14 protein-coding genes are annotated in these 19,566 nt (G+C 66.9%); 11 read left to right on the top strand and 3 right to left on the bottom strand.

The annotated features are described in order from the left end of the window. The first annotated feature begins 172 nt into the window (after nt 1-172). From LG3211_RS19310 to LG3211_RS19355, 10 genes are all read left to right on the top strand, one after another. Nucleotides 173-3,697: a lamin tail domain-containing protein gene (locus LG3211_RS19310; protein ID WP_057944250.1), complete on the top strand. Its 3,525-nt coding sequence runs from the start codon at nt 173-175 to the stop codon at nt 3,695-3,697. A 54-nt stretch (nt 3,698-3,751) separates the two neighbouring features. Next, nucleotides 3,752-7,072 carry a lamin tail domain-containing protein gene (locus LG3211_RS19315; protein ID WP_148649018.1) on the top strand — a complete coding sequence of 1,107 codons (3,321 nt, stop codon included), beginning with the start codon at nt 3,752-3,754 and terminating at the stop codon, nt 7,070-7,072. 743 nt (nt 7,073-7,815) lie between these two features. Then, nucleotides 7,816-8,889: a pyruvate dehydrogenase (acetyl-transferring) E1 component subunit alpha gene (pdhA, locus tag LG3211_RS19320; RefSeq protein ID WP_057944252.1), complete on the top strand. Its 1,074-nt coding sequence runs from the start codon at nt 7,816-7,818 to the stop codon at nt 8,887-8,889. After that, nucleotides 8,886-9,917, top strand: coding sequence for an alpha-ketoacid dehydrogenase subunit beta (locus LG3211_RS19325; protein WP_057944253.1), 1,032 nt, complete (start codon nt 8,886-8,888; stop codon nt 9,915-9,917). Before pdhA ends, LG3211_RS19325 begins: the two co-directional genes overlap by 4 nt. A 1-nt stretch (nt 9,918) precedes the next feature. After that, nucleotides 9,919-10,275, top strand: a complete 357-nt coding sequence (locus tag LG3211_RS19330; protein ID WP_057944254.1) for an SH3 domain-containing protein — start codon at nt 9,919-9,921, stop codon at nt 10,273-10,275. Between the two features lie 40 nt (nt 10,276-10,315). Beyond that, on the top strand, nt 10,316-11,680 hold the full coding sequence (locus LG3211_RS19335) for a dihydrolipoamide acetyltransferase family protein (RefSeq protein WP_057944255.1): 1,365 nt from the start codon (nt 10,316-10,318) through the stop codon (nt 11,678-11,680). A 357-nt stretch (nt 11,681-12,037) separates the two neighbouring features. Further along, nucleotides 12,038-12,835: a M23 family metallopeptidase gene (locus LG3211_RS19340; RefSeq protein ID WP_057944256.1), complete on the top strand. Its 798-nt coding sequence runs from the start codon at nt 12,038-12,040 to the stop codon at nt 12,833-12,835. 180 nt (nt 12,836-13,015) lie between these two features. After that, entirely contained in the window at nt 13,016-13,846 is an 831-nt protein-coding gene (locus tag LG3211_RS19345; protein ID WP_057944257.1) for a M23 family metallopeptidase, read from the top strand. Nucleotides 13,847-13,926: 80 nt separating this feature from the next. Beyond that, nucleotides 13,927-14,868 carry a HEAT repeat domain-containing protein gene (locus tag LG3211_RS19350; protein WP_057944258.1) on the top strand — a complete coding sequence of 314 codons (942 nt, stop codon included), beginning with the start codon at nt 13,927-13,929 and terminating at the stop codon, nt 14,866-14,868. A gap of 333 nt (nt 14,869-15,201) precedes the next feature. After that, the gene (locus LG3211_RS19355) at nt 15,202-15,585 is read left to right on the top strand and encodes a VOC family protein (RefSeq protein WP_057944259.1); all 384 of its coding nucleotides are present in this window, start codon (nt 15,202-15,204) and stop codon (nt 15,583-15,585) included. A 48-nt stretch (nt 15,586-15,633) separates the two neighbouring features. On the opposite strand, the gene LG3211_RS19360 is transcribed toward LG3211_RS19355, so the two are convergent. From LG3211_RS19360 to LG3211_RS19370, 3 genes are all read right to left on the bottom strand, one after another. Next, complete coding sequence (locus LG3211_RS19360) at nt 15,634-16,596, bottom strand: MBL fold metallo-hydrolase (protein ID WP_057944260.1); 963 nt, start codon at nt 16,594-16,596, stop codon at nt 15,634-15,636. Between the two features lie 191 nt (nt 16,597-16,787). Continuing rightward, the gene (locus LG3211_RS19365) at nt 16,788-17,111 is read right to left on the bottom strand and encodes a hypothetical protein (protein WP_057944261.1); all 324 of its coding nucleotides are present in this window, start codon (nt 17,109-17,111) and stop codon (nt 16,788-16,790) included. Next, complete coding sequence (locus LG3211_RS19370) at nt 17,108-18,460, bottom strand: tryptophan--tRNA ligase (RefSeq protein ID WP_057944262.1); 1,353 nt, start codon at nt 18,458-18,460, stop codon at nt 17,108-17,110. The genes LG3211_RS19365 and LG3211_RS19370 overlap by 4 nt, the downstream gene beginning before the upstream one ends. Nucleotides 18,461-18,647: 187 nt before the next feature. On the opposite strand from LG3211_RS19370, the gene LG3211_RS19375 reads away from it, so the two are divergent. Then, nucleotides 18,648-19,505, top strand: coding sequence for a hypothetical protein (locus tag LG3211_RS19375; protein ID WP_083512676.1), 858 nt, complete (start codon nt 18,648-18,650; stop codon nt 19,503-19,505). Nucleotides 19,506-19,566: the final 61 nt, after the last annotated feature.

The following is a 19,566-nucleotide window of genomic DNA, read 5'->3' on the forward strand; positions in this document are numbered from 1 at the left end:
GAATACGCGCCACTGCGTTACTGCGCGGGGCTCGAACGCACCGATACGGCAGCCCAGGCGTGACGCAGATCATGTGAAGTCATCGCACTGCAACGCCAGAAAGTGAGTATTCGTGCACAATCCAGCCGTCTGCGACCGGGGAGGTCGGGCAGACGCTCACTTGGGGAACAACATGGACAAGCGCACGAGCCGCCTTTTGGCGGCGGTGGTATTGGCCTTCGCCGCGGCCGGATCGGCGCAGGCGCAGGTCGTTATCAGTCAGGTTTACGGCGGCGGCGGCAACTCCGGCGCGCGCTACAAAAGCGATTTCATCGAACTGCATAACAACGGCGCCAGCGCGGTCAGTCTGAACGGCTGGAGCGTGCAGTATCAGTCCGCCACGGGCACCGGCAACTGGACGGTCACGCCCTTGACCGGCTCGATCGCGCCCGGCGGCTACTTCCTGATCAAGGAAGCCGACGGCACCGGCGGCACCGATCCGCTGCCGACCCCCGACGTCATTCCGGCGCCACCCAACGGCAGCCCGATCGCGATGTCCGGTTCGACCGCCAAGGTCGCGCTGGTCAACAACAGCTCCGCACTGACCGGCGCCTGCCCGGCCACGCGCGTGGATCTGGTCGGCATCGGCCCGACCGCGAACTGCTCTGAAGGCGGGGACAAACCCACGCCGGTGATGAGCAACACCACCGCCGCCATCCGCAAGAACAACGGCTGCACCGACACCGACGTCAACCTCAACGACTTCGACATCGCCGCGCCGACGCCGCGCAACAGCGCCTCGCCGGCGTTCGCGTGCAGCGGCGGCAATCAGCCGGTGCTGAGCGTCGCCGACGTCTCGCTGGACGAAGGCAACAGCGGCACTACTTCGTTCGTGTTCACCCTGAGCCTGAGCCAGCCGGCCGGCGCCGGCGGCGTGGCCTGGTCGGCCTCGACCCTCGACGGCACCGCGACCGCGGGCAGCGACTACACCGCCGTGTCGGCCCTGACCGGGACCATCGCCGAAGGCCAGAGCAGCGCGACCGTCGCGGTCGATGTCAGCGGCGACACCGTCCAGGAAGCCAGCGAAACCTTCAAGCTGCGCGTGCAGGTCGTCAGCGGCGGCCTGCCGGTCCCGCCGGCCTTCGCCGAAGCCACCGCCACCATCGTCAACGACGATGTGGTCATCGTTCCGATCCACGACATCCAGGGCAACGGCGCGACCTCGCCGCTGACCGGTCAGATCGTCACCACCGAAGGCGTGGTCACCGGCCGCAAGAGCAACGGCTTCTTCATCCAGGCCAGCGACGCCGACGCCGATGCCGATCCGGCCACCTCCGAAGGCGTGTACGTGTTCACCAGCACCGCGCCGACCGCGGCGGCCACGGTGGGCAACCGCGTGCGCGTCAGCGGCACCGTGGTCGAGTTCATCCCGACCGCCGACCTGGGCCAGCTGCCGCTGACCGAGCTGAGCTTCGCCACCTACAGCCAGACCGGCACCGCTTCGTTGCCGGTTCCGGTGGTGTTGCCGCAGGTGCTGCCGACCTCGCCGCTCGACGCGCTCGAGCGCTTCGAAGCGATGCGCGTGTCGATCCCCAGCTTCACCGTGACCGCGCCGACCAAGGGCAGCACCAACGAGCCCAACGCCACCGGCACCAGCAACGGCATCTTCCATGGCGTGATCGGCGACCTGCCGCGTCCGTTCCGCGAGCCGGGCATCCAGCCGGGCACGCCGATCCCGGGCGGCGGCACCTCGCCGCCGATCCCGCGCTGGGACGGCAACGCCGAATTGATGACCGTGGACAGCGACGCGCTCGGCGCGCCGAAGCTTGAAGTCGCCAACGGCGCGGTGATCACCGGCATGACCGGTCCGCTGGATTACGGCTTCCGCCGCTACACCCTGCTGGTCGATCCGGCCTCGACGGTCAACGTGACCCCGGGCCCGGCGCCGCACGCGGCGGTGGAGACGGTCGATCCCAATGCGGTTTCGGTGGCCGGCTACAACCTGGAGCGGTTCTTCGATACTGCAAACGATCCCAATACCGACGATCCGGTCCTCACCGCCGCGGCTTACGACCAGCGCAAGAAGAAAGCCTCGCTGGGCATCCGCGATTACCTCAAGACCCCGGACATCCTCGGCACGGTCGAAGTCGAAAACCTGACCACGCTGCAGGATCTGGCCGCGCGCATCAACGCCGACGCGGTCACTGCGGGACAGCCGAATCCGAACTACGTCGCTTACCTGATGGAAGGCAACGACGTCGGCGGTATCGACGTGGGTTATCTGGTCAAGACCGCCGAAGTGCTGCCGGGCAAGCCGCGCGTGGACGTGGCGTCGGTTACGCAGATCGGCAAGGACACGCAGTGGACCGATCCGACCGGCTCGACCAAGCCGCTCAACGATCGTCCGCCGCTGGCTCTGGACGCGGTCGTGCATTACGCCGATGGCCGCGATTTCCCGATCAGCGTGGTGCTGGTGCACCAACGTTCGCTCAACGACGTCGATACCGAAGACGCGCAGAACTCCGGCGACCGCGTTCGCCGCAAGCGTCAGGCGCAGGCCGAGTTCCTCGCCACCTACCTCAACCAGCGCCAGACCGATAACCCGGCCACGCGCTTGCTGGTGCTGGGCGACTTCAACGCGTTCGAGTTCAACGACGGCTACGTCGATGCGATGAACGTGATCACCGGCACGCCCACCCCGGACAACGAGACCGTGGTCCCGGGCGACGGCGCCGATCTGGTCGATCCGAACCTGATCAACCTGGCCAGCATCTCCGACCCGAGCGAGCGTTACTCCTTCGTGTTCGACGGCAATGCGCAAAGCCTGGATCACGTGCTGGTCAACGAGGAAATGGTGGTCAGCACCGGCTCGATCCAGCTCGCCCATGCGCGCATCAACGCCGACTATCCGGAGGTCAACCGCAACCTGGCCGACTCGCCCTCGCGCCTGTCCGATCACGACCCGGTGGTGACGTATCTGGTCCCGCGCGAAATCGCCGATCTGGGCGTGACCGCGGCCGCCAACGCCGCCACGGCGCAAGTCGGCCAGAGCTACGGCTACTCGGTGGTGGCGAGCAACCACGGCCCGGGCCGCGCCGACGCGGTCGGCGTGGGCTTCGCCCTCGATGCCGAAGTGCCGTCGCTGAGCGTGACTGCGCCGAACGCGAGCTGGACCTGCGATGCACCGCAGATCGCCAACGGCAAGACCTCGGTGGCGTGCGACATCGCGCAACTGGCGGCCAACGACAGCGCCACCTTCACGCTGTCGGCCACCGCCACCGCCGATCTGGCCGGCAAGAGCGTCAAGCTCGCCGTCGCCGGCACCACGACCTCGCAGGACACCGTGGCCGGCAACGACGCGGCCGAGGCTTCGGTGGCGATCACCGCGGCGGGTAGCGATGCCACGCCGATCGCCAACTCCGAAATCGTCCGTGTCTCCGGTGAAGCCGGCCAGGCCAAGGTGTACCGGATCGACATCCCGGCCGGCGCACGCAACCTGCGAGTCATCACTCAAGGCGGCACCGGCGATGTCTCGCTGTACCTCAAGCGCGGCGCGCCGGCGACCACCAGCGATTACGATCTGCGCTCGATCCGGACCGGCAACAACGAAGTGGTGTTCACCACCAATCCGCAAGCCGGAACCTGGTACATCACCGTTCTCGGCGGCGCGACCGCGTTCAGCCGCGTAACGCTGTTGCCGACCTTCGTCGTCCCTTGATCTGACGCGCGGCGAACGCCCTCAAGACCCCGGCCCAGCGCCGGGGTCTTTTTTTTGCCCGCGGCGCGCGATCGGCACCCAAACATCGCCATTTTTGAGACCTACATCATGCAAAATCGGTCTCCCAACGGAAGGTCCGGCGGGCAAAAAGGGAGTTACATGAACAAGTCAGGGGGCCGCCTGCTGGCGGCAGCGCTGGCCTTCGCCGCGGCCGGATCGGCCCAGGCGGAGGTCGTCATCAGCCAGGTCTACAGCGGCGGCGGCAGTGCCGGCGCCAGCTTCAAAAGCGATTTCATCGAGCTGCACAACAACGGCGACACCGCGGTCGACCTGAGCGGCTGGAGCGTCCAGTACAACATCGCCGCCAGCAACTTCGCCTGGCAGCGCACCGCGCTCAGCGGCTCCATCGCGCCCGGCGGCTACTATCTGATCAAGCAAGGCGACGGCAGCGCCGACACCCCCGCGCTACCGGCGCCCGACGCGATCGGCACCATCCAGATGCAGACCAGCGGCGGCAAGGTGCTGCTGGTGAATCACAACAGCGCGCTCACCGGCGCCTGCCCGTCGCCGCGCATCGACGCCTTGGGCATCAGCACCACCGCCACCTGCTCGGAAACCAAACCGCTCGCCACGACGCTGGGCGTGACCACCGCGGCTGCGCGCAAGGACGGCGGCTGCAACGACACCGGCGACAACAGCCTGGATTTCGAAGTGGCTGCGCCGGCGCCGCGCAACAGCGCCTCCGCGCCGCGCCTGTGCAGCGGCGGTCTGCCGTCGCTGACGGTGCAGGATGTCGCGGTGGATGAAGGCAACACCGGCCAGACCGCGGCGACCGTGACCGTCCGCCTGGACCGACCGGCCAGCGCCGGCGGCGTCAGCTTCCAGTACGTCACCCGCGACGGTACGGCCACGGCCGGTTTGGACTACCTCGCGCAAACCGCCGGCAGCGCGACCATCGCCGCCGGCCAGAGCGAAGTCAGCGTGATCGTGCCGGTGCTCGGCGATACCACGCCGGAGCCGAACGAAACCGCGTTCGTCGATCTGAGCAATATCGTCGGCGCCAGCGGCGCGGATATCAGCGGCCAGATCATGATTCGAAACGACGATGTGACTATCACCGCGATCGGCGCCGTGCAGGGCTCCGGCGATGTGTCGCCGCTCAATGGCCGGCTGGTGACCATCGAAGGCATAGTCACCGGCCGCAAGGACGATGGGTTCTTCGTGCAGACCCCCGACGGCGCCGACGATCAGAATCCGGCCACCTCCGAAGGCATCTTCGTCTTCGTCGGCTTCGCTCCGCCGGCCGCGGCGGCAACCGGCAATCTGGTCCGCGTGACCGGCACGGTGGTCGAGTTCGTGCCCACCGCCGACCTGAATCAGGCGCCCAGGACCCAGATCGGCGGCTCACCCAGCATCGTCTTTCTCACTGATCAGACGACGCTGCCCGCACCGGTGTATGACAACGCCGCGCTCGCCACCGGCAACCTCGAACGTTACGAAGGCATGCGCATCTACGTGTCCGGCCTTACCGTAATGGGACCGGGCAAGGGCGCGCTCAACGAAACCGCTGCCGCCACGACCACCAACGGAGTCTTCTACGGCACGACGGACAGCCCGCGACCGTTCCGCGAGGAGGGCTACAGAGCCGGCGATCCGCCGCCCCCCGGAGGCGACAATCCGCAGTGGGATTTCAATCCGGAATTGATTGCGGTAGACAGCGACGCGCTCGGCTATAGCCAACTGGACTTGGGCTATGGAACCCACGTCCTGCAGTTCAAGGGCATCCTCGATTACAGCGCTCGTCGCTATACGGTGTTGATGGACCCCGACACCATGGCCGACTTCCAGCGACCGTTCCTGGAAGATCAGCCTATCGCCGTGGCCGCTTCGCAAACCGATACCGCTGACGGCCCGGGCGTAACCGTGGCGATGTATCCGTCGCTGCGATTGTTCGACGCGGCCAACGATCCGGTCATCGCCGAGCCGGTGATGATTCCGGCCGCGTTCGACCGCCGCGTGGCCAAGGCCTCGCTCGGCGTGCGCGATTACCTGAAGCTGCCGGATATTCTCGGCCTGACCGATATCGAAAATCTGGCCACGCTGCAGACGCTGGCCGCGCGCATCAACAGCGATGCCGTCGCCGCGGGCCAACCCGATCCGCGCTATGTGGCGCATTTGCTCGAAGGCAACGACGCGCTCGGCCTGGACCCGGGTTATCTGGTCAAGACCGCGGACGTGTTGCCGGGCAAGCCGCGCGTGGAAGTGGTGTCCATCGCGCAACTCGGCAAGGACACGGTCTGGGTGGATCGCACCGGCAACACCGCTGTGCTCAACGATCGACCGCCGTTGGTGCTCAATGCAGTCGTGCACTACGCCGACGGCCGCGACTTCCCGCTCAGCGCCGTGCTGGTGAATCAGCAGTCCGCCGACGGCATCGTTCCCAACGACTTGAACGGCAAAAACCTGCGGCTCAAGCGGCAGCGGCAGGCCGAGTTCCTGGCCGGCTATCTCAACCAGCGCCAGATCAACGAACCGGCCACCCGTCTGATTGTGCTGGGCGATTTCAACTCGCCGCAGTTCAACGACGCCTATGCCGACGTGGTCAACGTCGTGACCGGCACGCCCAGTCTGGATGAAACCACCGCGGTTCCGGGCGACGGCGCGGATCTGGTCGAGCCGAACCTGATCAATCTCGCCGATATCGTTCCCGCGACCGAACGCTACACCTCGGTCGCCGAGGGCAATGCGCAAAGTCTGGATCATGTACTGGTCAACGAAACCACGGTGGCCGCTACGACTTCGATCGAGCTCAGCCGTGCACGCATCAACGCCGACTTCCCCGAAACCCATCGCAATCAGCCCGACTCGGCCTTGCGCCTGTCCGATCGCGATCCGACGGTTGTGTACTTGCTGCCGCCGCCACGCGCTGACCTCGGCGTGACCGCGATTGCAAGCTCCGGTTTTATCCCGACCAATGAGAACTACCACTTCACGGTCACCGTGACCAATCACGGCCCCAGCCGCGCCAGATCCATAGGCGTGGGTTTCGCGTTGGACACCGAGTCGCCGGCATTCCTCGAACCGGTCACCGCAACCGGCGCGAATTGGAGCTGCGATCAATCGCAAATCGCCAACGGCAAGACAACGGTGGCATGCAGCACCGCCATCATGTCCGCCAATGAGGTCGCCAAGTTCGATGTCACCGGGCCTGCCGCATGGGTTCAGGACTTCATCAACAAGGGCATCAAGCTGGCGGTCTCGGTCGATGCTCAGTCCGAAGACGTTCAACTTGGCAACAACTCGGCGCAGGCCTGGGTCGGGCATGCGGAAGAAGTGCCGGGACCGGGACCCTGCTGTGAATCGGTGGACATGTGATCGCTGACGATATCGGTCGCGACGCATAAGGCTGCTTCAAGGGTGTGGCCGGCAGGTTGCGGTCATGCATCTTCCGGTTCGGTCCAGCTCGATGGCCGGCACCCACAAACTCCGGCTTCGGCCGGAGTTTGTGCATTCAGCTCAGGCAAGCGGCTCAGAGACCGGCGCAAGCGCGTTCAGTCCAGCAACCGTCAACCTCATTGTGTTTGCCAAAACAGGCGACTGGTCGCCACTCGGTTGTTCGCGGTTGTCATCGATATCCATACGACCAGGTCTTGTCGAATCCGGACCGCCGACTCTCGCAAAGTCTCAGTTCGCATATCGGTATGAGCGATCTTCGCGATGCACTACGCATACGTACGGGCTTCACGCGCCAAGGACCTAATCGTCTCACCGCAAAAACGTAAGTGTCGGCTGCACATGAGAAAACCGGCGCAAGCATATTCGGCCGCTTCCTCAATGATCGACGCAACCGGCTTGTCGCCGGTCGCAAACTGCGACGCCTAGCGGTTTTCGCCCCGCAATGCATGCCGCAGCGCGCAACGGCGCTTAACGCGGGTTTCGGTATCATTCGCGGCAGACGCGGCGCCCCGCCAGGGTGTCGCGGCTTTAGCCCGGCCCGGAACTACCCGCTGTAATCGCGGTCTCCGGACCCAGCCGTCTGAAGCTGACCAGCGCGCCCGGCACTGGATCCGGGACCGGAACGATTCGGACCTCATCCCCACCCGTGAGGACCTTCCGCGATGACCGTCGCCGCGACGTTCGAAATCGAATATCTCCAATACCTCGGCGCAGACGGCAAACCCGTCGCCGAGATTCCCGCCGCGTTCAAGGACGCCAACACGCTGCTGCCGCTGTTCAAGCAGATGCTGTTCGTGCGCACCTTCGATACCAAGGCCATCGCTTTGCAACGCACCGGCAAGCTCGGCACCTATGCCGCCTGCCTGGGCCACGAAGCCACCCATGTCGGCATCGGCGGCTCGATGCTGCCCGACGACGTGTTCGCGCCGAGCTATCGCGAATACGGCGCCCAGTTCATGCGCGGCGTGCAACCGCGCGAAGTGCTGCTGTACTGGGGCGGCGACGAGCGCGGCAACGACTTCGCCGGCCCGCGTAAAGACTTCGCCTGGTCGGTGCCGATCTCCACCCAATGCCTGCATGCCGCCGGCGGCGCGCTGGCGTTCAAGCTGCGCAAGGAAACCAACCTCGCCGTGGCCTGCTGCGGCGACGGCGGTTCGTCGAAGACCGACTTCTACGCTGCGCTCAACTCTGCCGGCGCTTATCAGTTGCCGCTGATCCTGTGCGTGATCAACAACGGCTGGGCGATCTCGGTGCCGCGCTCGGCGCAGACCGGCGCCAAGACGCTGGCGCAGAAGGGCCTGGCCGGCGGCCTGCATTGCCTGCAAGTGGACGGCAACGATCTGATCGCGGTGCTCGAAGGCATGCGCCGCGCCGCGGAACTGGCGCGCAGCGGCCAGGGCGGCAGCGTGATCGAGTTCATGACCTACCGCCTGCACGATCACACCACCGCCGACGATGCGCGCCGCTACCGCGACGATGCCGAAGTCAAGGATGCATGGACGCGCGATCCGATGCCGCGCCTGCGCACTTATCTCACCGATCAGGGCGTGTGGAACGAAGAACTCGAAAAAGCCTGGGCCGAGGAATGCGGCAAGAAGGTCGATATCGAGATCAACGCCTACCTGGAAACGCCGGTGCAGCCGGTCGAGGCCATGTTCGATTATCTCTACGCCGACATGCCGGCGGATCTGCAGGCGCAGCGCGCCGAAGTACTTGCTCTGGAGGGTCGTCGATGAACGTCGCGACGAAAGCCAACGTGGATACGAGTCAGCCGGTGGCCACGCCCGCCGCGATCACCCTGATCGAAGCGATCACGCAGGCGCTCGCCTACGAGATGCGTAACGACGACACCGTGCTGGTGCTCGGCGAAGACGTAGGCGTCAACGGCGGCGTGTTCCGCGCCACCGCCGGTCTGCAGCAGATCTTCGGCAGCGAGCGCGTGCTCGACACGCCGCTGGACGAAACCACCATCGCCGGCCTCACCGTCGGCTTGGCCGCGCAGGGCATGAAGCCGGTGGCCGAAGCGCAGTTCGACGGCTTCGTCTATCCGATGCTCGATCACATCATCTGCCACGCCGCGCGCTTCCGTCACCGCACCCGCGGCCGCCTGACCTGCCCGATGGTGCTGCGCGTGCCGTGGGGCGGCGGCATCCGCGCGCCGGAACATCACAGCGAAGCCAACGAGGCCTTGTTCACCAACGTGCCGGGCCTGCGCGTGGTGCTGCCGTCCTCGCCGGCGCGCGCCTACGGCCTGCTGCTGGCGGCGATCCGCGATCCGGACCCGGTGATCTTCTACGAACCCAAGCGCATCTATCGCCAGTACAAGGAAGTGGTCGCCGACGACGGCGAAGCGCTGCCGCTGGACGTGTGCTACGTGCTGCGCGACGGCAGCGACATCACCCTGGTCAGCTGGGGCGCGCAGGTCAAGGAAACCCTGGAAGCGGCGGACAAACTCGCCGGCGAAGGGATCAGCGCGGAAGTGATCGACGTCGCCACGCTCAAGCCGCTGGACTTCGCCACCATCGCCGAATCGGTGGCCAAGACCGGCCGCTGCGTGATCGTGCACGAAGCCCCGCGCACCGCCGGCTTCGGCGCCGAGATCGCCGCGCGCCTGGCCGAGGAGTCGATGTACGACCTACTCGCGCCGGTCGAGCGCGTCACCGGCTACGACACCCACATCCCGCTGTTCCGCCTGGAGATGAAGTACCTGCCCAGCGTCGACAAGATCGTCGCCGCGGCCAAGCGCGCGCTCGGCCACGGCTGACATGCGCGCGCTCGTCGTCGCCGACTATCGCACCCGGCATCACGATCCCATCCGCTTCGAGGCGGGTGAGATCGTGCAGTTGGGCGAGCGCGACGACGAGTGGCCCGCCTTCGTCTGGACCCGCGTCGCCGACGGCCGCGCCGGCTGGGCGCCGTGCGATCTGCTGCGCCCGCTGGACGCCGGACGCGCCGAAGCCTTGTGCGGTTACGACGCACGCGAGCTCGACGTGTCCGTCGGCCAGTCGCTGCGGCTGCTCGACGAACTCGGCGGCTGGTGGTGGGCGCAACGCGAACACGACGGCGCGCAGGGCTGGGTGCCCGCACGCCATCTGCGAATCCTCCAAGGCGATGCGTCGTGACGCCGCGTCGCCCTCCCTTCTTTCAGAGACGATCCCGTTTATGAGCGATACCAAGACCTTCCTGCTTCCCGACCTCGGCGAAGGCCTGCCCGACGCGACCATCGTCGAATGGGCGGTCAAGGTCGGCGACACGATCCGCCTCGACGACACCCTGGTGTCGATGGAAACCGCCAAGGCGGTGGTGGAAGTGCCTTCGCCCGTGTCGGGCAAGGTGCTCAAGCTCGCCGGCGCCGCCGGCGATATCGTCGTCACCGGCGCGATGCTGGCCGAGTTCGAACTCGACCCCAGCCAGCCGCAGCGCGCCGATGGGCAAGATACCGGGCATCACCACGGCGGCGGTCATGCGCCGGCGCCTCAAGCGCCTGCCGCATCCGCCGAACCGGCCGCACCGGCGAAACCCGCCGAAGGCGGCGAGCGCGCTGACAGCGGCACCGTGGTCGGTGCGATGCAATCCTCCGACGCGGTGCGCAGCGAACAAGCCGTCGCGGTCGGCGGGGTCAAGGCGATGCCGGCGGTGCGCGCGCTCGCGCGCAAGCTCGGCGTCGATCTGAGCCGCGTGCGCGCCACCGGTACTGACGGCGTGGTCACCAACGACGACGTCAAGCGCGCCGCCGCCGACGGTTCGGCCAAGATCGGCGCGGCCCCCGCCGCGGCGGTCGCGGCTCCTGCCCGCGCGCCGATCGCCGAAGCGCCGGCCGCGCCTTCGCGCAGCACCTTGTCGCAGTCCGGCCGTCCGATGCGTACCCAGCCGCCGGGCGTGGCCGCGACCGGCCAGCCGGAACAGCTCAAGGGCGTGCGCCGCAACATGGCGCGGGTAATGGCCGACGCGCACAGCAAGGTCGTGCCGACCACGCTCGCCGACGACGCCGACATCCACGCCTGGGCGCCGGGCAACGACATCACCGGCCGCCTGGTGCGCGCGATCGTCGTCGCCTGCAAGACCGTGCCGGCGTTGAATGCCTGGTTCGACGGCGACAAGCTCACCCGCACCCTGCATCCGCACGTGGACATCGGCATCGCCGTGGACACCGACGATGGCCTGTTCGTGCCGGCGCTGCGCAATGCCGACGTGCTCGATTCGCGCGGCGTGCGCGAAGCGATCAACCGTCTGCGCGTGCAGGTCGAAGACCGCAGCATTCCGGCCTCGGAACTCACCGGCTACACGATCTCGCTGTCGAACTTCGGCATGTTCGCCGGCCGTTACGCCACCCCGGTGGTGGTGCCGCCGACGGTGGCGATCATCGCCGCCGGCAAAGGCCGTCATCAGATGACGCCGGTGATGGGCGGCTTCGAATCGCACAAAGTGATTCCGCTGTCGCTGACCTTCGATCACCGCGCCTGCACCGGCGGCGAAGCCGCGCGCTTCCTCAAGGCGATGATCGACGATCTGGCCCGCGCGAATTAAGCCGTAGCGCATCGCCGCGCGGCACGCGCGAAAGCAAGCAACCAACGCCCCGATTCCGGGGCGTTGTGTTTTTTACCGGCGCGTTTCGCCGCGAACTTTCGCGCGCAAGCCTCGCGCGCGGGCGACAGCTGAACGACAGGTAAGAAAAACGTCTTCGCCGAGCGCGACTGCGATCACGGTCGATGCCGCGCGTGCGTCCAGGAATAAAAAATTTACATAACAAACAGGTAACGAATACCGCTAGCGTCGGCTTGCGACTCCGGCGTCGCGCGTCCCCTCCCCTGGCGGGACCAGAGGCGTCGGAGTCGCAACCCTTCAGCGAGCCGCGCCGGCTCGCCCAATTAGCGAGGAAACACCATGAACCATCTCCCGCGCCGCGCCTTCGCGCTGGCGTCCCTGGCTTCGTGCCTGCTGGCCGCGAACGCGGCCCAGGCCGCGCCGAATTTCCAGATGCCCTTCGCCTGCAACGATGTATGGGTCGCCAACACCTGGGACGGTCACAAGCCGGGCAATTCGGTCGATATGAACCGCCCCGCCGGCGACAGCCGTTCCACCGCCGGCTCCACCGTGGTCGCCTCCGCCGCCGGCACCGTCGTTACTTCGACTTATTCCAACAACACCGGTTACGGCAACTACATCGTCATCGATCACGGCGGCGGTTGGAAAACCCTGCACGCGCATCTGCAATCGCGTGCGGTCTCCGCCGGCGCCAGCGTGCGCCAGGGCCAGAAGATCGGCGCGGTCGGCAACACCAGCGCGCTGTACAACCTCGCCCCGCACCTGCACTACGAACAGATCTACAACGGCGCGGTGCAGAAGGCGACGTGGAACGGCGTGGCGTTGCGGTACTTCGAGAAGAAGAACTACAAGAGCCAGAACAGTTGCGGCAGCGGCGGCGGCGTCACCGGCACGGTAAAGACCGCCGGCTTGGCCCTGAACGTGCGCTCCGGCCCGGGCACCAACTACAGCATCGTCGATTCGGTCGCCAACGGCAGCACCGTGAGCATCCGCTGCCAGAAGACCGGCGAGAGCATCAGCGGCACCTACGGCACCAGCAACATCTGGAACAACATCGGCGCCAGCGGCAGCAACAAGTACATCCCCGACGCCTACACCCACACCGGTTCCGACGGCCGCGTCGCGCCGGATTGCTGATACGCCGCGCAGCGGCAACGGCCGCGGCATCGACAAGACGCGCAGCGATCAGCGCGCCGATCCGCGCACCGAAGTTCCATGCAATACGCAATACGCCCCACGCCGTACCGACACCGCCTCGGCACCCACGTAACCGGGGCCTCTAGCGTTCTCCCATTCATCGCTCAAGAGGTTTCCGACATGACGCATTCGCATAACCGCCGCGCCCGCCGCACGATGCTCGCCTGCCTCGCCGCGGCGACGTTCGGCCTGCTCGCCAGCGCCGCGCACGCGGCCCGCCCCGATTTCCAGATGCCTTTCGCCTGCAACCAGACCTGGTACGGCGACACCTATCCCGGCCACGGCCTGCGCTACGCGGTGGATCTCAATCACAAGCCGCGTCCACTCAGCGACGCCGATCTCGGCTCGCCCGTGGTCGCCTCGGCCGCGGGCAAGGCCACCACCTACAACCCGCATCCGGGCACCGGTTACGGCCGCCTGGTGGTGATCGACCACGGCGGCGGCTGGACCACCTGGTACGCGCATCTGGACAGCATCGCCGTCGCCAACGGCGCCAACGTCAGGCAAGGCCAGAAGATCGGCACCCTGGGCAAGACCACGCGCCCGGGCAACAGCATCTCCGCGCATCTGCATTACGAACAGCGCCTCAACGGCGACGACCAGAAGATCGTCTGGAACGGCTCGACGATCGTCTACGATCGATACGAAGTCGCCTACAAGAGCCGCAACAGCTGCGGCACCACGCCGCCCGGCGGCTTCTCCGGCACTGTGAAGACCGCTGGCTCGCCGTTGAACGTGCGCTCCGGCCCGGGCACCAGCTACAGCGTGGTCGATTCGCTCGCCAACGGCACCGTCGTCAGCATCCGTTGCCAGAAGACCGGCGAAACCGTCACCGGCACGTTCGGCACCAGCAACCTGTGGAACAACATCGCGCCGGCCGGCAGCAACAAGTACATCCCGGACGTCTACACCTTCACCGGTTCCGACGGCCGCGTCGCCCCGGACTGCTGATCCGCGTCACCGGCCCGGAGCGGCGTGCGCGCCGCTTCGGGCCGCTGGAGCGATACACAACGCTACTCGGAACGCCCCGTATGAACCGATTGCAATTGACTCTGGCCTTGCTCGCATCGGCGCTGACCGGCGCCGTCGTCGGCAGCTCGATCACCCGCGCCATCGCCGCGCCGCTGCCGACCCACGCCACCGCGGCGGCGACCGGCGCCGCCCCGCGCAACGCGCTGGCGTCGTCCGCGCGCGCGCCGGCGCAAGGCGACCTCGCCGCCTACACCTACCCCGCGCGCAACGGCGACGACAACCTGGACCGCATGACCCAGCGCGCGCGTCGCGATCCCGCTTACTTGCGCGAATTGCTGCGCAGTTACAGCTTCGAGACCGAGCTGGACAAACGCGGCGCGCTGCTGGCGGTGCTGCAGGGCGTGGCCAATCAGGACGTGCTGCAGTTGGGTCGGCAATTGGCCGACAGCGGCGATCCCGAGCAGCGACGCAACGGTCTGGAGCTGCTCAAGTCGTTCTCGCTGGACGTGCCGGAAGTGCGTGACCTGCTGTCGCGGCAGATCCAGGATGAACGCGACCCGGCCATGCTCAAGCAACTGGTCGACATGCTGACACCGGCGGTGATCGCCAGCGAAGACGCCGCGCCCTTGCTCGACCGGCTCGGCACCCTGCGCCGTCACGCCGACCCGGCGGTGCGCGCGAGCAGCGTGCTGCAGTCGGTGCAATGGAACAAGAACGGCAACAACGAAGACATCCTGCATCAGGCCATCCTCGACAGCGACCTGGCCGTGCGTCAGGCGGCGATCGCCGGCATCAACGCCTCGGGGACGCGTTCGGATCGGCTCAAGGATGCGTTGCTTGCGCTTGCTTCCGATTCGCAGACCGACGCGGAGACTCGCAATGCGGCGGTGTTCGCGCTGCAGAATTTCGCGATGAATCGGGGTGAGTACGCCTTATATCGCAAGGCTGCCGAGCAGGTGGTGGACGGCGATGGGCATGAGCGCGAGTATCCGCAGCGCTGAGGTTGCTGTTGCTGCTACTTCCATTGCCATTGCCGTTGCCGTTGCCGTTGCCGTTGCCGTTGCCGTTGCCGTTGCCGTTGCCGTTGCCAAGATTTTGCTTCGGCTCCGCTTTGCTCCTACTTCGACTTTGCCTTTGCCTTTGCCTTTGCTGGGCGCAGCTTGTAACTCGCGAGACCAGGGACACCCGGAGGGCGGCGCCAAGCCAAAGCCAGGCGAACAAAAGCTATGCAATAGCAACGGCAAAAGCAGCAGCAACGGCCATAAGCGCCGAGGGCACTTCCATCTGCACCCTCGCCTCGGCACTCTTACCCGACCCCATGCAGGAGCAACGACATGGCCCACCGCAGCCGTCTGGCCGGTTTCATCATCGATTGCGAAACCGACGACATCGATACCGCCGCGAGTTTCTGGAGCGCCGCCCTGGGCCTGGCCCGCGTCGACACCTACGACGACGAAGGCGCCCAATACGCCCAACTCGCCAACGCCGCCGGCGAGTTGCACGTGGAAGTGCAGAAGGTCGATCACCCCTCGCGCGTGCACCTGGACATTGAAAGCGACGACCTCGATGCCGAAGCCGAGCGCCTGGAAAAACTCGGGGCCAAGCGGATCAAATTCGTCAAACGCTGGTGGGTGATGGAAGCCCCGACCGGCCACCGCTTCTGCATCGTGCGCATGAAACACCCCGAACTCGGATCGCCGCCCAACGTCTGGGAGTGAGTCCGCGTCCCCGACACAACGTCGATATCGCGCTGACGCGCCGCGGCCTCAACCGGCCCGCGCCAACCAGACTTCCAGTCCCTGCGCGTTGAGCTCGACATCCACCGCCAGCGCCGCGCGCGCCTGTTCGTCGCTGAGCGGGCTCGCGTGCGATCGCGCACGCGCGACGAAGTGGTCGGCCAGCGACTCGGTCAGGCGCGCATGCAGGCCGTCGCTGGCCGACCGCGCTTCGCGCGCCAGTCGCACCATCGCGTCGATCTGCTCGATCAAATCGGCGCCCAGGCGCTGCGCGTCGCCGATGCGGCCGTAGTGGGTTACGTACATCCAGTCCGGATCGCGCGCGAGCAAGGCGCGGATCGAGGCCTTCAGCGGTTCGGGCTCGAACTGCACCGGCGAGGAGGTCGGCACGATGAAAGGCCCGTGCGCGGAATCGAATTCGCGGTACGACAAACCGAAGGTGTCGCCGGTGAACCAGCCGCGGCTGCGTTCGTCCCATACGCACAGGTGATGGCGCGCGTGGCCGGGCGTATCCACGCACAGCAGCGCGCGACCAACCAGATTCACCACGTGACCGTCTTCGGCCACCACCACGCGCGGCGCCGGTACCGGCACGATCTCGCCGTAGCTGCGAGTCATTTCCTGCTCGCCGTAGACCGCGGTGGCGCCCGCGACCAGGCGCGAGGGATCGATCATGTGCGCGGCGCCGCGCGGATGCACGACCAGGCGCGCGTTGGGCAGGCGCTGCATCAGTGCGCCGGCGCCGCCGGCGTGGTCCAGGTGCACGTGGGTCAGGATCAGCCAATCGACTTCGGCCGGGGTCAGGCCGTGCCGCGCCAGCGCGTCGAGCAAGGCCGGAATCGAATGCTGGGTGCCGCAATCGATGAAGGCGGCGCGGCCGTTTTCGATCACCAGATACGCGGCGTCGAATACCGGCCGGTGGAAACCGGTGTCGATGGTGACGATGCCGTGCTCGGCGGAATCGTGCGGCGCAGGTTCGCGGAGGGAGGTCATGACGAAAGCATCGGCTGTGACTTAACCTGAGTCTATGCCCTGGCAGGTCATGGCGGCGATGCGGCTTTGGTCGGTACGATTTTTGTGGGAAGGGCTTCAGCCCCGATGCTTTTGGCTCAGGTCGCGATGTAGGTCCGGGTGATCTGAGCCGAAAGCATCGGGGCTGAAGCCCCTCCTACAAAAGACCTCGGTCACTCGCGGTAATCTTTCACTCCGCGCAACCAGCGCCAACGCAACACGAAGGCCAGCGCCAGCACCGCGAGAAACACGCCATAGCCCAAGGACGTGGCCAATATCTGCGGCCACATCGCGCCATGGCCGTGCCCGGCATTCATATGCGCCCAATGCACGGCCAGCACGAAGGCGCAGACCGACACCGCCAGCGACACCGCGTCGAACAACTGCCGCGCAGGTGTCCGCGGTTTGCGCGGATACAGCCAGAACAAGGCGCCGAGGATCGCGAACCACGGCAGAAACAGGATCAACGCCAGGTTGAGTTCGACGAAGCGGCTCACGAACCGGCCGACTCCCGCGCCGCGCCGTCCTTGGCCGCGCGCGCATCGGCTTCGGCCTTCGCGATCGCCGCCACCGCCGCCGCGATCTGCGCCTGCCGCGCGGCATCGACCGGTTCGGCCGCCGCCAGCAACTGCGCCAGTTCCAGGCGCCCGGCCTTGGCCGCGCCGATCAGTTGTCCGATCTCCTTGGGCGCGGCAAAACCGCGACTTTGCAGCAGCACCTGTTCGCCGTCGGCCAGCTTGAAATAGAACTGGCCGTCGGCTTCGCGGTACTGCTTGAACGCCGGCAGCGACGCCGCCTTCGCATCGGTCCTGGCCTCGCCCGCAGCTGTGGCGGTCTGCGACAGATCGCGCAAGCCCACCGCTTCGCGCAGACGCTTCATCATGCCCACGCCGTAACGCTCGCGCACGCGGCGCGCGCCGTCGATCAGGATCGCTTCGATGTCCTGCGGACGCGCCATCAGGTCTTCGTACTTCTCGCGCAGCGGCGTAATCTCGGCGTCGATGCGCTCGAACAAAGCCTGCTTGGCTTCGCCCCAGGCGATGCCGTCGGCGAAGGCGCGGCGCATCGCCTGCGTTTCTTCCTCGCTGGCGAAGGCCTGATAAATCTGGAACAGCGCCGAGCCTTCGGTGTCCTTCGGCTCGCCCGGCAGGCGCGAGTCGGTGACGATCGAATAGATCAGCCTCTTGAGCTGATCGCGCGGCGCGAACAGCGGGATCGTGTTGTCGTAGCTCTTGCTCATCTTGCGGCCGTCCAGGCCCGGCAAGGTCGCCACGTTTTCTTCGATCAGGGCCTCGGGCAGGACGAAATGCTCGCCGTACAGATGGTTGAAGCGCTGGGCGAAATCGCGCGCCATCTCGATGTGCTGGATCTGGTCGCGGCCGACCGGCACCTTGTGCGCGTTGAACACCAGGATGTCGGCCGACATCAGCACCGGGTACATGAAAAGGCCGGCGTTGATGCCGGCGTCGTCGTCTTCGCCCTCTTCGCGATTCTTGTCGACCGCGGCCTTGTAGGCGTGCGCGCGGTTGAGGATGCCCTTGCCGGCGACGCAGGTCAGAAACCAGGCCAGTTCGGGAATCTCGACTATTTCGCTCTGCCGGTAGAACCACACCGTGGCCGGGTCCAGGCCGCAGGCCAGCCACGCCGCGGCGATTTCCAGAGTCGAGCGCTGCACGCGCTCGGGTTCTTGCACCTTGATCAGCGCGTGCAGATCGGCCAGGAAGTAATAGCTCTCCACCTGCGGGGTCCGGCTGGCGGCGATGGCCGGGCGGATCGCGCCGACGTAGTTGCCGAGGTGCGGAGTGCCGGAGGTGGTGATGCCGGTGAGAACGCGGGTCTGGGTCATGGGAATCGCTGGGTGGAGCGTGATCGGCCAGTTTAAAGGGAAAGTCCACGCCGGCGCAGGCAGTCGGTCGGCGGCGGGTACGCGCGGTCGGCGGGGCCCGCCGGCCGGCAAACCCGGCCCGCGGGCGCTTAACCCCACCGGCCGCGGCCCGGCGTTTGCAGATTTCGAACCCCAAGGAGATCGCGCCATGTTCCGCTCGCTAGTCCTGCTCGCCGGCGCCGTGCTGACCGCCGGCGCCTGCACCCCGAGCTACGCCCGCCCCCTGGTCGATGTCGCGGTGATCGACCGCGACAACGGCGACTGGCTGCAGAACTGGTCGCACCGCGGCCAGCAATGGATCGCCGGCACGCCCGGCCACCGCTATTCGGTGCGCCTGACCAACAGCAGCGACCGGCGCGTGCTGGTGGTGCTGTCGGTGGACGGCGTCAACGCCGTCAGCGGCCAGACCGCCAGCCCGTCCCAGGCCGGTTACGTGCTCGAAGCCTGGCAATCGACCGAGATCAACGGCTGGCGCAAGTCGATGGACGATGTCGCCCAGTTCGTCTTCACCGACCTGCCCGACAGCTACGCCGCGCGCACCGGCCGGCCGGACAATGTCGGCGTGATCGGCGTGGCGGTGTTCCAGGAGCGCCAGGTATACCGCCCGGCGTACGAGCAACCGCGCCCGTATCCCTCGCCCTATCCGTACCCGCCCTACGCCCGCGGCGAGGCCGACGCCTCCGCGGCCAAGGCCGAGCGCCGCGCCAGCAACGCCGCGCCCGCACCGGCCGGCGCCGCACGCGAACAGAGCATGGCCGACACCGCCGCCGCGCAATCGATCGGCACCGGCCACGGTGCGCGCGAATGGTCGCCGGTGTCGCAGACCCAGTTCGTCCGCGCGTCGCGTTCGCCGGCGCAGGTGATCCAGTTGCGCTACGACGACTACGCCAATCTGGTCGCGCGCGGCGTCGTGCCGCGTTATCGCGATCCGTACTACTCGCGCAATGTCGAGCCGCGCGCGTTTCCGAACGGCTTCGTCGCCGATCCGCCGTCGCGCGGTTGGTAAGCCGCGACCATCGCATGCGCAGAAAAACGGGCCGGATTCGCATCCGGCCCGTTTCTTCTCG

Origin of the sequence: Lysobacter gummosus (genome assembly GCF_001442805.1) — a bacterium.
Lineage (GTDB): Bacteria > Pseudomonadota > Gammaproteobacteria > Xanthomonadales > Xanthomonadaceae > Lysobacter > Lysobacter gummosus.

Excerpts from the sequence above, each read along its gene's own strand:
- LG3211_RS19310 (WP_057944250.1), top strand. The coding sequence starts at position 173 with ATGGACAAGCGCACGAGCCGCCTTTTGGCGGCGGTGGTATTGGCCTTC.
- pdhA (WP_057944252.1), top strand. The coding sequence starts at position 7,816 with ATGACCGTCGCCGCGACGTTCGAAATCGAATATCTCCAATACCTCGGC.
- LG3211_RS19325 (WP_057944253.1), top strand. The coding sequence starts at position 8,886 with ATGAACGTCGCGACGAAAGCCAACGTGGATACGAGTCAGCCGGTGGCC.
- LG3211_RS19330 (WP_057944254.1), top strand. The coding sequence starts at position 9,919 with ATGCGCGCGCTCGTCGTCGCCGACTATCGCACCCGGCATCACGATCCC.
- LG3211_RS19335 (WP_057944255.1), top strand. The coding sequence starts at position 10,316 with ATGAGCGATACCAAGACCTTCCTGCTTCCCGACCTCGGCGAAGGCCTG.
- LG3211_RS19340 (WP_057944256.1), top strand. The coding sequence starts at position 12,038 with ATGAACCATCTCCCGCGCCGCGCCTTCGCGCTGGCGTCCCTGGCTTCG.
- LG3211_RS19345 (WP_057944257.1), top strand. The coding sequence starts at position 13,016 with ATGACGCATTCGCATAACCGCCGCGCCCGCCGCACGATGCTCGCCTGC.
- LG3211_RS19350 (WP_057944258.1), top strand. The coding sequence starts at position 13,927 with ATGAACCGATTGCAATTGACTCTGGCCTTGCTCGCATCGGCGCTGACC.
- LG3211_RS19355 (WP_057944259.1), top strand. The coding sequence starts at position 15,202 with ATGGCCCACCGCAGCCGTCTGGCCGGTTTCATCATCGATTGCGAAACC.
- LG3211_RS19360 (WP_057944260.1), bottom strand. The coding sequence starts at position 16,596 with ATGACCTCCCTCCGCGAACCTGCGCCGCACGATTCCGCCGAGCACGGC.
- LG3211_RS19370 (WP_057944262.1), bottom strand. The coding sequence starts at position 18,460 with ATGACCCAGACCCGCGTTCTCACCGGCATCACCACCTCCGGCACTCCG.
- LG3211_RS19375 (WP_083512676.1), top strand. The coding sequence starts at position 18,648 with ATGTTCCGCTCGCTAGTCCTGCTCGCCGGCGCCGTGCTGACCGCCGGC.